The organism is Paraburkholderia lebeckiae, assembly GCF_050436225.1.
Lineage (GTDB): Bacteria > Pseudomonadota > Gammaproteobacteria > Burkholderiales > Burkholderiaceae > Paraburkholderia > Paraburkholderia tuberum.
In genome coordinates this window covers 1,424,745-1,438,089 of record NZ_JBNDLU010000001.1, presented here as the reverse complement: position 1 = coordinate 1,438,089, position 13,345 = coordinate 1,424,745, and the positions used below count along the sequence as shown (strand labels likewise).

The following is a 13,345-nucleotide window of genomic DNA, read 5'->3' as shown; positions in this document are numbered from 1 at the left end:
GCGGCCATGGTCGGTATCGAGCGAGCAAGGGTTGTTCCTTGCGACTGGCTTGCTTAGCCGGTCTTGATCCTCGGTTGCGGCGCGTCGAGCGGTTCGTGGCCGAAGCGCTCGTATTGCGATATCACCTGCGCGCCGAACAGCAGCAGTGTCGCGAGCCATTCGAAGCTGAGCAGGATCACGATCGCCATCGTCAGCGAACCGTAGACTACGCTGACCTGCGACAGCGTGGCGAAATACCAGACCAGCACGTGCCGCGTGATCTCCCACAACGCGCCGGCCACCACGCCGCCGATCAGCGCGTGTTTGAGCGACGGCCGTCCCACCGGCATCACCAGATACACCGAGGTCAGCACGAAGATTTCGCCGGCGAGCCCGAACAGATACAGCATCACTCGCGAGAAGCCCTGCAACGACACGTGCAGGCCGAACAGTCGGAGTCCTTCTGCGCCGATCGTGTCGAGCGCGCTCGACACGAACGTGACGATCAGCAGCCCCAAGCCGAGAAACAGGATGTAGCAGTACGGCAGCAGCGCCGAGATCAGGAAGTGGCGCCGCTTCACGACGACCCGATGCACGAAGATCAGCGACATCGCGTTTTCGAGCACGGTGAACGCGAGCGAGCTGAAGAAGATCATCGTCAGCAGCAGCACCCAGCCGATTACCGCGCGATGCAGCAGGAAGTTCGACAGCTCGCGCACGAGCGCGGCCGACTGCCCGGGCACGAGCCAGCGCAGCAGATGCGCAAGCGCGTCGAGCACCAGTTGCTGCGGCACCACGCGCGACAACACGATGACGACCAGGATCAGCAGCGGCACGATGGACAGCAACGCGTAGTACGCGACCGCGCCCGCGAGCAGCAGCCCCTGGTTCGCGCGAAACGCTTTCAGCGTTTGCAGCAGGAAGCGCCAGGGATGTCTGGCGATATTCAGCGCTTGCTGGTCGAGCAGGATCGGCATGAGGCCTCGCGGTGCGCGCCGGGCACTGCCGGAGGGCAGCCGCTCACGACACGCCTGTGTGCTTTATATACCGTAAGCAGAAACAGGGCCATCGATGGCGCGGCATCGATGGCGCGGCATATAGTTTGCTTGGCCGCGTTCGCAAGATCGCGTTCCTTTCCCGAGGACAGCCGATGGATCAGTCGTCGCGTCAGACGAACACCGCGCCGCAAGCCAACGATCTGGTGATCGCGCGGCCGGAGGGACTGTATTGCCCGCCCGGCGATTTTTACATCGATCCGTGGCGGCCGGTCGAACGCGCGGTGATCACACATGCGCATTCCGACCACGCGCGTTTCGGTCATCAGCGCTACCTGGCCACGCGCGCGGGCGCGAGCGTGCTGCTGTCGCGGCTGCCCGGCATCGCGCTGCACACGCTCGGCTACGGCGAGCCGCTGACGATCGGCGCGGCGCGCGTGTCGCTACATCCGGCCGGGCATGTGCTCGGCTCGGCGCAGGTGCGCATCGAGCACGCGGGCCGAGTATGGGTGGCGTCGGGCGACTACAAGCTCGAGGCCGATCCGACCTGCGCCGCGTTCGAACCGGTGCGCTGCGATACGTTCATCACCGAATCGACGTTCGGTCTGCCGATCTATCGCTGGGATACGCCGCAAAGCGTGTTCGATTCGATCGATTCATGGTGGCGTCACAACGCCTCCGAAGGGCGCGCGTCGGTGCTGTTCTGCTATTCATTCGGCAAGGCGCAACGCGTGCTCGCGAGCGTCGATGCGGCGATCGGGCCGATCTTCTGCCACGGCGCGCTCGAACCGCTCAATCGCGCGTATCGCGACGCGGGCGTGCGTCTGCCGGCGCTCGGTCTGGTCGGCGAGATTGCCGCGAAAGACAAGGGCGTATTCAAACAGGCGCTGATCGTCGCGCCGCCGTCCGCGCAGAACAGCTCGTGGCTCAAGCGCTTCGGCGACTACAGCGATGCGTTCGCGTCGGGCTGGATGCGCCTGCGCGGCGCGCGTCGCCGGCGCGGCGTCGATCGTGGCTTCGTGCTGTCGGATCACGCGGACTGGCCGGGTTTGCAAACGGCGATACGCGAGAGCGGCGCCTCGCGCGTGATCGTCACGCATGGCTCGATCGAACCGATGGTGCGCTGGCTCAACGAGCAGGGCCTGCACGCCAGCGCGTTCGAAACGCAATACGGCGACGATACCGTCGAAGCCGACGCGGCCGGCGCCGACGAAGCACCGGCGGCGAGCGAACCGTGACGGGCACCGTATGAAACGCTTCGCGGCTCTCTACACCGCGCTCGATGCGACCACGTCGACGCACGACAAGCTCGCGGCGCTGACCAGTTATTTCTCGGTGGCCGACCCCGAAGACGCGGCATGGGCGTCGTATTTCCTCGCGGGCGGCAAGCCGCGTCAACTCGTGCCGACGCGTTTGCTGACCGAAATCGCGCGCGAGCGCGCCGGCTTGCCCGAGTGGCTGTTCGAGGAGTCGTATCACGCGGTGGGCGATCTGGCCGAGACCATCGCGCATATCCTGCCGCCCGCGTCGCGCAACTCCGAGCTGGGTCTCACGCAATGGATCGAGCAACGCATGCTGCCGTTGCGCGGCCTGCCGCCCGACGAGTTGCGCAGGCGCCTGCTTGGCTACTGGGACGAACTCGACTGGGGCGGTCGTTTCCTGCTGACCAAGCTGATCGGCGGCGGCTTTCGTGTCGGCGTCGCGCGGCAACTGGTGGTGCGTGCGCTCGCCGAAGTGGCCGGCGTCGATCACAAGCGGATCGCGCAACGAATGGTCGGCTGGACCGATTCGCAACAGAAGCCCGATGCGGCGCGCTATCTGCGTCTGATCGCGCCGCAGACCGACGACGATCCGCAAGCGCACGCGCCTGAACACGATAGCGACCTCGGCCTGCCGTATCCGTTCTTTCTCGCGCATCCCTTGCAGACCGATCCGGCGACGCTCGGCGATCCCGCGCACTGGCTGATCGAGTGGAAGTGGGACGGCATACGCGCGCAACTGGTCAGACGCGGCGGCCGCGTGTGGTTGTGGTCGCGCGGCGAGGATCTGATTACCGATCGTTTTCCCGAAGTCGCGGCATTGGGCGACTCATTACCCGATGGTTACGTGATCGATGGCGAGATTCTCGCGTGGGAGCCCGGCGCGGCAGCGCCATTGCCGTTCGCGCGGCTGCAACCGCGCATCGCGCGCAAGACGCTGACGCGCAAGATACTCGCGGATTCGCCCGCCGCGCTGCTCGCATACGACCTGCTCGAAGCGAACGGACAGGACCAGCGCATGAACCCGCTCGCTGAACGGCGCGCACGCCTCGATGCGCTGGCCAGTTCAGTCGACGGCACGCTCGCGCGTGGTCTGCTGCGCGTATCGCCGCTCGTCCTTGCCGCGGACTGGACCGCGCTCGCGGCGTTGCGCGACGAGAGCCGCGCGCGCGGCGTCGAAGGTTTGATGCTCAAGGAGCGCGAGTCGATGTACGGCGTCGGTCGTACCAAGGCGTCGGGCACGTGGTGGAAATGGAAGATCGAGCCTTATGCGGTGGACGCTGTACTTGTTTACGCGCAGCGCGGTCATGGCCGTCGCGCGAGTCTTTACACGGACTATACGTTCGCGGTGTGGGACGAGACCGACGGCGTGCGCACGTTGGTGCCGTTCGCGAAGGCCTATTCAGGGCTCACAGATGAAGAGATGCGTCGGGTCGATGCGATCGTGCGCAAGACCACCGTCGATAAATTCGGCCCCGTGCGCAGCGTGACGCCAACGCTCGTGTTCGAGATCGGCTTCGAAGGGATACAAGCGAGCTCGCGTCACAAGTCCGGCGTGGCCGTGCGTTTTCCACGCATGCTGCGCTGGCGCACGGACAAACATATCGACGACGCCGATACGCTTGCGATGCTGAAAGGCTTCATCGATAATCGTGCGGGATAACCCGCAGAGCACAAACCCCTAACATGTCGAGCATTTTTTTATCGGCATCGTCGCTTATTCTTTGGATAAGACCGCGTCATCGATTCGCGCCATAAGTGCGATTGCGGCTTGCATTGCGTGGACCCCTCAATCCGTTGAAATACCGATATCGTGCGACGCCTCTGAACGAGACGGACCGCACAAGGACAGTGCGTCGATCGATGTTGCGCAGCGCGCACATCGCAGGCGCCGTCATTCAAACGCCGTGATGAATTGGCACGCTGAATTCCGCATTCCAGGTGATTGCAACGTCGGAATGCGCGACCAGGCGTGCTGGCCGCGGCATCGTCCGAGCGAAGCGGAAATAACAAAAAACCGGTGGTAGTTCGGCAGACGCAACGGGATCGAATCTTGCACGGGTGGCGCGGATGCCCTTGAGGGCCAATGTAAAAACGGCGAGAAAAAATGACTGTGTTCAACGACAACGTGGACAGCAGCGACGACGTGCTCGTATGGCGGCCGATCCGCTATGCGATGGCCGCGCATCGTCGCGTGCTGGTAGTCGACGATTACCGGGAAGCGGCCGATGCGCTGCAAATGCTACTGATGGCCGACGGCTTCGAATGCCGCGCGCTCGACGATCCGTTTGCCGTGTGCGAGACCGCGCGCGAATGGCAGCCGTTCGCGGTGGTGCTCGACATCAAGATGCCTGGACTCGACGGGCTCGAACTCGCGCGGCGGCTGCGCGCGCATCCGCAGACTTCACACATGCTGCTGGTCGCGTGTACCGCGTTTGCGTCGCGCGACGATCGCGCGCTCGCGAAGGCCGCCGGCTTCGATGCGCACTGCGCCAAACCGTTGACACCCGAGCGTCTGTTGCGCGTGCTCGAATCGGCGGCGGCGTTGCATGCGGCGGAGCCATCATCTGAATCACGTTGTTAGCGAAAACTCACTGACAGTTCTGTTATTTCTGCACGGTCGTCGGCAGAAAATCGCACTCGTCGCTCTGCGAATCCGTTTGTCATCAATCTGCCATCTATCCGCCACCGTTCTGTCCAACGCGATTTCTTACGCCATGCGTGCCCCTGCGCTGCCCGGAGCGCAGGAGTTTCCTCTCGCTATTGCATGCAGGCCCACTCGTTGCTGAAAGACCGATGATGCGGCGCGTTCGTGCGCGCCGCCCATGGTCATTCGCCCCGAGGGAGATCCGACATGAGCGACACGCAACGTCCGGCACCGCCGTTTCCTGAACAGCAGCAGGACCAGAGGCCCGGCCGCACGGCCGACATGAACCCGCAACCGGATCACGGCGAGAAAACCTATGAAGGATCGGGGCGTCTCGCAGGCAAGGCGGCGATCGTGACCGGCGGCGACAGCGGCATCGGCCGCGCGGTCGCGATCGCGTTCGCGCGCGAAGGTGCGGATGTGCTGATCGCCTATCTCGACGAAGACGACGATGCGCGCGAGACTGCGCGCTGGGTCGAGGACGCGGGTCGCAAGGCGGTGCTGGTCGGCGGCGATATCCGCGATCACAAGCATTGCGATGCGATCGTCGACAAGGCGATCGAGGCATTCGGCCGGCTCGACGTGGTGGTCAACAACGCCGCGTATCAGATGAGCTATCCGTCGCTCGATGCGATCAGCGACGAAGAATGGGACAAGACCTTCGATACCAACATCGGCGCGATGTTCAGGATCACGCGCGCGGCGGTGCGCCATATGAAGCCGGGCGGCGCGATCATCAATACGTCGTCGATCAATGCCGATCATCCGAATCCTGGCCTGATCGCGTATGCGACCACCAAGGGCGCGATCCAGAACTTCACCGGTGGCCTCGCGCAATTGCTCGCGGAAAAGGGCATTCGCGCGAACTGCGTGGCGCCGGGACCGATCTGGACGCCGTTGATTCCATCGACGATGCCAGCAGACAAGGTCGAGCAGTTCGGCAAGCAGGTGCCGATGAAGCGCCCCGGCCAACCGGCCGAACTGGCCGCCGCGTACGTAATGCTCGCGTCGGATGAAGCGAGCTACATCTCGGGCGCGACCATTGCGGTAACGGGCGGCGCGCCGATTATTTAGGTTGTCGAACTGATGGCGGCATGGCCGCCTGCGCTCACGTACGAGGTTCGCGCAGTGGGTTTTCATAACGTCATAAGGGAGAGTGCCATGAAGATCGATGTATCCGTCAAACTGGCTGCCGCGCTCGTTTCAGGCTGCCTCGCGCTAGGCTTTGCGCAGGCGGGCTTCGCGCAGACCGGTACCAATCCGTCCATGCAACACGGCAAGTCTGCCGCGCAACCCGGCGCAAGCCAGGAAGAGTCGCGCACGCCGGATACGACCAGCGCGAACAATGCGAACGGCAATGTCGACGAATCGGGGGGCGCCACCAATGGCGTCGCCGGCGGCGGCAATGGGAAAACCACCAACAAGCGCTTCAAAGGCGCGACGCCGCCGCGCGCGGGTAGTGGGGCGGGGCAATAAGCGATCCGTCGAGCGCGTCGGCCTGCCTCGCGACGCGCCGGACGCCGCGGCGGCATCGCGCTCGCGCGCTGTCGCCGCTTTGCATGGGTTTGAGTTGCGTTGAGTTCCGTCGCGTGTCGCATTGCTTGCGCGATGCCTTGTGAGGAGGAAATCCGATGGCTATCCCCGATGCTGAAACCGCCCGGGCCGACGCGCCCGCGTCGCATGCATTGACGTTCGAGATCAACGGCGAGACGCGGCGCTTCGACGTCGAAGCGTGGACCTCGCTGCTCGATCTGCTGCGCGAGCATGCGCACCTGAGCGGCACCAAGAAGGGCTGCGATCACGGTCAATGCGGCGCTTGTACGGCGCTCGTCAATGGCCAGCGGATCAATACCTGCCTCGCGCTCGCGGTCGTATACGACGGCGCATCGATCACGACGATCGAAGGTCTCGCGAACGGCGACACGTTGCATCCGTTACAGCAGGCGTTCATCGATCACGACGCGTTCCAGTGCGGCTACTGTACGCCCGGACAAATCTGCTCGGCGCACGCGATGCTCGAAGAAGGACATGCGCGCTGCGCGGACGATGTGCGCGAGCAGATGAGCGGCAATCTGTGCCGCTGCGGCGCGTATACCAACATCGTCGCCGCGATTCTCGACGCTGCGCATTTCGGTGACGAGGACGCAAGGCGAGACAGTGCGCTCGCGAATAAATCTGGAGCGCGGCCATGAACCGCTTCTCGTACACGCGCGCCGATGCGGTGCAGGATGCGCTCGAACGGCATCGTTCGGACACGGGCGCCGCGTTCATCGCGGGCGGCACGAATCTCGTCGACCTGCTGCGCGAAGACGTGGCGCGCCCGGCTTTGCTCGTCGACATCAACCGTTTGCCGCTCAGGCAGATCGAAGCGTCGGCGCAAGGCGGCCTGAAGATCGGCGCGCTCGTAACCAATAGCGCGCTCGCGTATGACGATACCGTCGCGACGCGCTACCCGCTGCTCGCGAAGGCGATCCTGGCGGGCGCGTCGCCGCAGATTCGCAACGTCGCGACGGTCGGCGGCAATCTGCTGCAACGCACGCGCTGCTACTACTTCTACGACATCGGCACGCCGTGCAACAAGCGCGAACCCGGCAGCGGCTGTCCGGCGCTGCTCGGCGTGAACCGCATTCACGCGATCCTCGGTGCGAGCGAGCACTGCATCGCCGTGCATCCGTCCGATATGTGCGTCGCGTTGGCGGCGCTCGGCGCCACCGTGCATCTGATCGGCAACGACGGCGCACGCACGCTGCCGTTCGCGGATTTTCACCGGCTGCCAGGCGATACGCCGCATATCGACACCAACCTGCGCGACGACGAACTCGTGACCGCGATCGAACTGCCGCCGCAAGGCTTTGCCGCGCATCACGCATACGTGAAGGTGCGCGACCGCGCATCGTATGCGTTCGCGCTGGTGTCGGCCGCGGTCGGTGTCGAACTGGATGACGAGTCGCGGATCGTCGACGCGCGTTGCGCGCTCGGCGGCGTCGCGCACAAGCCGTGGCGCGATCCCGCCGCCGAAGCCGCACTGCGCGGCGAGACGCTGAACGCGCGAAGCTTGCGCGATTTCGCGGCGACGCTGCTGCGCGGTGCGCGCGCTCAGCGCGACAACGCGTTCAAGATCGAACTCGCGGCGCGCGTGATCGTGCGCGCCTTCGGCGAGGCCACACAACGTTCGTTCGAGGAGGACGCGCGATGAACCGTGCCGAAACCCTGCCGTCGACAGGCAGCCCGAAGCCTGCCACCGGCGTCCCGCATTCGCGTGTGGACGGGCCCGTCAAAGTGACCGGCGCAGCGCAATATGCCGCCGAGTTCTGCGCCGAAGGGCTCGTGTATGGCGTCGTCGTGTCGGGCACCATCGCGACGGGCAAGATCGTATCGATCGATAGCTCGGCCGCCGAGGCGCTGTCCGGCGTGCTGCTCGTGCTCACGCATCGCAAGCGCCCGGCGCTGCCGTCGGACGTCGACGCGTTCAAGGACATGATTGCGCCCGGCGGCACGCCATTGAGGCCGCTGTGGGACGAGCGCGTGTGGTACAGCGGGCAGCCGGTCGCGCTGGTGGTCGCGCAATCGCTGGAACTGGCGCGCTACGCGGCGTCGCTGGTGCAGGTGCGTTACGAGGCCGGCTCGCATCAGACCGATATCGAGGCCGCGTTGAAGAGCGCCGTAGCGCCGTCGGCCGAGAAGGGCGGCTTCGATCCGCCTCCGCCCTCGCGTGGCGACCCACGCAAGGCCTTGGCCGATGCAAAGGCGCGCGTGGACGCTTTCTACACGACACCACCGGAGTATCACAATCCGATGGAAATGCACGGATGCACCGTGGTGCCCGATGCGCAAGGACGCTTGACCGTCTATGAAAAGACTCAGGGCGTCGTCAATACGAAGGGCTATCTGACGCGTGTGTTCGGTTTGAAAGACGACGAAGTGCACGTGGTGTCGCCATTCGTCGGCGGCGCGTTCGGCTCCGGCTTGCGGCCGCAATATCATCTGGCGCTCGCGGTGATGGCCGCGCGCGAACTGAAGAAACCCGTGCGCGTCACGCTGACCCGGCAGCAGATGTTCACCTTCGCGCATCGTCCGCAAACGGTGCAGCGCGTCGCGCTCGGCGCGTCGGCGGATGGCCGCCTGCAGGCGGTGATCCACGAGGCGGTGTCGGAAACCTCGCGCTACGAGGACTACTGCGACGTGGTGGTCAACTGGGCGGGGCAGCTGTATCGATGCGACAACGTGTCGATGGGCTACAAGGTCGTGAAGCTCGACGTGCCGACACCGGCCGACATGCGCGCGCCCGGCGCGACACAAGGGCTCTTTCCGCTCGAAGTCGCGATGGACGAACTGGCCGAGGCATTGCGGATGGACCCGCTCGAATTGAGGCTCGTCAACTATGCGGAGCGCGACGCGAACAAGAATCTGCCGTTTTCGAGCAAGGCGCTGCGCGACTGCTATCGCGAAGGCGCGGCCCGCTTCGGCTGGGCGGGGCGGCCGCTCGAGGCGCGCGCACGCCGCGACGGCAACGAGTTGATCGGCTGGGGCATGGCGACCGGTGCGTGGGACGCGATGCAGAACGAAGCGTCCGCACGCGCGGTATTGACGCCCGATGGCCGCGTCAAGGTGTCGAGCTCGACCGCCGATATCGGCACCGGAACCTACACCGCGATGACGCAGATCGCCGCCGACGCGCTCGGCGTGCCGCTAGGCGACGTCAGCTTCGAACTCGGCGACACCCGGCTGCCGGAGGCGCCGATCGAGGGCGGATCATGGACGGTGTCGTCGGTGGGCAGCGCAGTCGATGCCGCATGTACGCGCCTGCACAACCGTCTGGTCGAACTGGCGCGCGAACATGGTGGGGCACGGTTCGCGTCGGCGACTCGCGAACATGTGCGGCGCGAGCGGAACCGGCTCGTGTGCGGCCCACACGCGGACGACTCGATCGCGATTGCGACGCTGTTGCAGCGCGCCGGGCTGGACGAACTCGAAGAGCAGGCCAGCGTGAAGCCGCACGAAAAGCAGCAGGCGTATTCGATGGGCACGCATTCGGCGGTGTTCGCCGAAGTGCGCGTCGACGAAGCGCTCGGCACGGTGCGGGTGACGCGCGTGGTCAGCGCGGTCGCGGCAGGACGCATCGTCAATCCGAAGACGGCGGGCAATCAGGTCGCGGGCGGCGTCGTGTGGGGCATCAGCATGGCGCTGCACGAGCACGGCCAGTTCGATCACGCGCTAGGACGGCAGATGAATCACAATCTCGCCGAATATCACATGCCGGTGAATGCCGACATTCACGAGATCGACGTGCTGTTCGTCGACGAGCGCGATGACATCGTCAATCCGCTCGGCGTCAAGGGTGTCGGCGAAATCGGCGTGGTGGGCGTGGCCGCGGCAGTGTGCAACGCGATCTGGCATGCGACCGGCAAACGCATCCGCGATTTGCCCATTACGCCCGACAAGCTGCTCGGCTGACTACGCCCCTGAACGCATGTGCATGGATGGCCCGTTGCCGCGTCGATCGATTCGACGCGGCAACGCCGCGCTCAATCCGCGTACTTGAACTCCGGCAACGCCTCGAGCGATTTCTTCGTCGCCTCGGGCAGCACCACGCGCCGGTTGTCGATCTGCAGATCGTTGAACGGCACGGCGACCAGATGCTTGCCCATGCCGAGAAAGCCGCCGACCGACAGGATCGCATACGTGGTGCGCTCGGTGCCCGGCGACACAATCAGATCATCGAGCGTGCCGATGTTCTCCTTGTTGCGGTTGTACACGTCCGCGCCCGACAGCTTCGACGCGCGATAGCCGCTCGCGAGCTGCACGACGTCCGTGCGTTTTTCGGTGATCGCCTGGGGCGCGCCTTGCGCGAACGCGCTGCCGCACGTGCCCAACGCGGAAATCAGCGTAATCGCGGCGAGAAGCGATGCGGAAGCGGCCAGCGGTTTGATCTGCGTGTTGCGCATCATCTGTGTTCTCCCTGTTTACTGTCGTGGCGTTTCGACGGCGCACCGATGCGTTGCGCCTTGCCGCAATGCTGCAAATCTCATGCCGCGACTTTGATCTGAGGGAAAGCGAGGCAGATCAGGCCCAGAAGTTGCTCCACGAACCGGCCTGCTGCTTGCGCGCGGTGCAATGTCCGGCGCGCGGGCCTCGAATGCCTACACTGGAACAATGCGCAGCAAAGAACACGTGGAACGGCAGTTGAAAAAAACACGTGCATGATCCTGAGATAGCAACCTCCTTGCAGCCACTGAGAACACCTATGTCATCCCCACCCAGCTACTCGACGCGCATTTCCGAAGGCACGCCTTTTCCGCTCGGCGCGACATGGAACGGCAGTGGCGTCAACTTCGCGTTGTTCTCCGCGCACGCAGCCAAAGTCGAACTGTGTCTGTTCGATGAAACTGGCCAACACGAACTCGAACGGATCGAACTGCCCGAATACACCGACGAGGTATGGCATGTGTTCGTACCGAATCTGAAACCGGGTGCCGTCTATGGATATCGCGTGCATGGTCCCTACGAGCCCGAAAACGGGCATCGCTTCAATCCGAACAAGCTGCTGCTCGATCCCTATGCGAAGGCGCACATCGGCGAGCTCAGATGGGCGCCCGAAATCTTCGGCTATACGCTCGGCTCGGAAGAGCTCGACCTGTCATTCGATGAACGCGATAGCGCGCCTTTCGTGCCGAAGTGCAAGGTGGTCGACGCGAATTTTTCGTGGAGCCATCCGGAGCGCAACGCGCTGCCGTGGGAGCGCGTGATTCTTTACGAGACGCACGTGCGCGGCTACACGAAACGTCATCCGCGGGTGCCCGAGCGTTTGCGCGGCACGTTCGCGGGTCTGGCGCAGCAGCCGGTGCTCGACCATATCCGCAGCCTTGGCGTGACCTCGGTCGAGCTGATGCCGATCCAGACTTTCGTCAACGACAGCCATCTGCTCGACAAGGGTCTCACGAACTACTGGGGTTACAACACGATCGGTTTTTTCGCGGCCGATCCGCGCTTTTTCGCGTCGTCGACCGAGTCGGTCGGCGAATTCAAGGAGATGGTCGACCGCTTTCACCAGGCCGATCTCGAAGTGATACTCGACGTCGTGTACAACCACACGGCCGAAGGCAACGAACGCGGCCCGACGGTCTCGTTCAAGGGCATCGACAACGCGTCGTACTACCGGCTGATGCCCGACGAGCCGCGCTACTACATCAACGACACCGGCACCGGCAATACGCTGAACCTGTCGCATCCGCGCGTGCTGCAGATGGTGACCGACAGCCTGCGCTACTGGGTCACCGAAATGAAAGTGGACGGCTTCCGCTTCGATCTCGCGACGATCCTCGGCCGCGAAGATCACGGCTTCGACGAGGGCGGCGGCTTTCTCGACAGCTGCCGCCAGGACCCGGTGCTCTCCAGCATCCGGCTGATCGCCGAGCCGTGGGATTGCGGCCCCGGCGGCTATCAGGTGGGCGGTTTTCCGCCGGGCTGGGCCGAATGGAACGATCGCTTCCGCGACACCGCGCGCGCGTACTGGAAGGGCGACGAGGGCACCGCCGCCGATCTCGCGACGCGCGTCACCGCGTCGGGCGACAAGTTCAATCATCGCGGCCGGCGGCCGTGGGCGAGCGTGAACTTCATCGCCGCGCACGACGGCTTCACGCTGAACGATCTGGTCTCGTACAACGACAAGCACAACGAGGCAAACGGCGAGGACAACCGCGACGGCCATTCGGACAACAAGTCGTGGAACATGGGCATCGAAGGACCGACCGACGACGCCGACATCCGCCAGCAACGCGAGCGCCAGAAGCGCAATCTGCTCGCGACGCTGCTGCTGTCGCAGGGCACGCCGATGATCCTCGCCGGCGACGAATTCGGCCGCACGCAGCAGGGCAACAACAACGCGTATTGCCAGGACAACGAGATCAGCTGGGTCGACTGGGATGCGATCGACGACGACGGTCGCGCGCTGAGCGAGTTCGTGCGCAATCTGACCACATTGCGCCACCGTTTGCCGGTGCTGCGGCGCGGCCGTTTTCTGACTGGCGAATACAACGAGACGCTCGACGTGACCGACACGCGCTGGCTATCGCCGGACGGCACCGACATCACCGACGAGCAGTGGGCCGATCCGGCGATGCGCTGCTTCGGCCTCGTGATCGACGGCCGTGCGCAGGCGAGCGGCATTCGCCGTCTCGCGTCCGACGCGACCTTGCTGCTGGTGCTGAACGCGTATCACGACGTCGTCAACTTCACGCTGCCCGACATTCCCGAGGGCGATTTTTGGACCTGCCTCGTCGACACCAACATGCCGGTGCGCGCCGAGCTGCCGCAATTCAGCGCGGGCGATGCCTACCAGGTGACCGGCCGCTCGCTGCTGCTGCTCGCGCTCGAAGCGCCGAGCCGCGCGACGCAGCGCGTGTTCGACCGCCTCGAAGAGCAGTTGACTTCCGACGAAGGCGACTCCGCGCCAGGCTAGTGCAGGC

General features: G+C 64.7%; 11 protein-coding genes. 9 read left to right on the top strand and 2 right to left on the bottom strand.

Features of this window, described 5'->3' with window-relative positions:
- Positions 1-53: 53 nt before the first annotated feature.
- On the bottom strand, positions 54-956 hold the full coding sequence (locus OKW45_RS06765) for a YihY/virulence factor BrkB family protein (protein WP_018425154.1): 903 nt from the start codon (positions 954-956) through the stop codon (positions 54-56).
- Positions 957-1,129: 173 nt separating this feature from the next.
- On the opposite strand from OKW45_RS06765, the gene OKW45_RS06760 reads away from it, so the two are divergent.
- The 8 genes from OKW45_RS06760 (at position 1,130) to OKW45_RS06725 (ending at position 10,334) form a co-directional block, all read left to right on the top strand.
- Positions 1,130-2,212 carry a ligase-associated DNA damage response exonuclease gene (locus OKW45_RS06760; protein ID WP_429466740.1) on the top strand — a complete coding sequence of 361 codons (1,083 nt, stop codon included), beginning with the start codon at positions 1,130-1,132 and terminating at the stop codon, positions 2,210-2,212.
- Positions 2,213-2,222: 10 nt separating this feature from the next.
- The gene (locus OKW45_RS06755; RefSeq protein WP_429466739.1) at positions 2,223-3,896 is read left to right on the top strand and encodes an ATP-dependent DNA ligase; all 1,674 of its coding nucleotides are present in this window, start codon (positions 2,223-2,225) and stop codon (positions 3,894-3,896) included.
- A 444-nt stretch (positions 3,897-4,340) separates the two neighbouring features.
- The gene (locus OKW45_RS06750; RefSeq protein WP_018425151.1) at positions 4,341-4,817 is read left to right on the top strand and encodes a response regulator; all 477 of its coding nucleotides are present in this window, start codon (positions 4,341-4,343) and stop codon (positions 4,815-4,817) included.
- A 270-nt stretch (positions 4,818-5,087) separates the two neighbouring features.
- Positions 5,088-5,954 carry a glucose 1-dehydrogenase gene (locus OKW45_RS06745; RefSeq protein ID WP_429466737.1) on the top strand — a complete coding sequence of 289 codons (867 nt, stop codon included), beginning with the start codon at positions 5,088-5,090 and terminating at the stop codon, positions 5,952-5,954.
- 87 nt (positions 5,955-6,041) lie between these two features.
- Positions 6,042-6,356: a hypothetical protein gene (locus OKW45_RS06740; RefSeq protein WP_429466735.1), complete on the top strand. Its 315-nt coding sequence runs from the start codon at positions 6,042-6,044 to the stop codon at positions 6,354-6,356.
- A gap of 155 nt (positions 6,357-6,511) precedes the next feature.
- Positions 6,512-7,072, top strand: a complete 561-nt coding sequence (locus OKW45_RS06735) for a (2Fe-2S)-binding protein (protein WP_429466733.1) — start codon at positions 6,512-6,514, stop codon at positions 7,070-7,072.
- Positions 7,069-8,076, top strand: coding sequence for an FAD binding domain-containing protein (locus OKW45_RS06730; protein ID WP_429466731.1), 1,008 nt, complete (start codon positions 7,069-7,071; stop codon positions 8,074-8,076). Before OKW45_RS06735 ends, OKW45_RS06730 begins: the two co-directional genes overlap by 4 nt.
- On the top strand, positions 8,073-10,334 hold the full coding sequence (locus tag OKW45_RS06725; RefSeq protein ID WP_429466729.1) for a xanthine dehydrogenase family protein molybdopterin-binding subunit: 2,262 nt from the start codon (positions 8,073-8,075) through the stop codon (positions 10,332-10,334). The genes OKW45_RS06730 and OKW45_RS06725 overlap by 4 nt, the downstream gene beginning before the upstream one ends.
- Positions 10,335-10,405: 71 nt before the next feature.
- On the opposite strand, the gene OKW45_RS06720 is transcribed toward OKW45_RS06725, so the two are convergent.
- On the bottom strand, positions 10,406-10,828 hold the full coding sequence (locus OKW45_RS06720) for a PRC-barrel domain-containing protein (protein ID WP_429466728.1): 423 nt from the start codon (positions 10,826-10,828) through the stop codon (positions 10,406-10,408).
- Between the two features lie 296 nt (positions 10,829-11,124).
- Here OKW45_RS06720 and glgX point away from each other — a divergent pair, with 296 nt between their 5' ends.
- A complete protein-coding gene (glgX, locus tag OKW45_RS06715) occupies positions 11,125-13,338 on the top strand; it encodes a glycogen debranching protein GlgX (RefSeq protein ID WP_429466726.1) in 2,214 nt (737 codons plus the stop codon).
- The last annotated feature ends 7 nt before the right edge of the window (positions 13,339-13,345 follow it).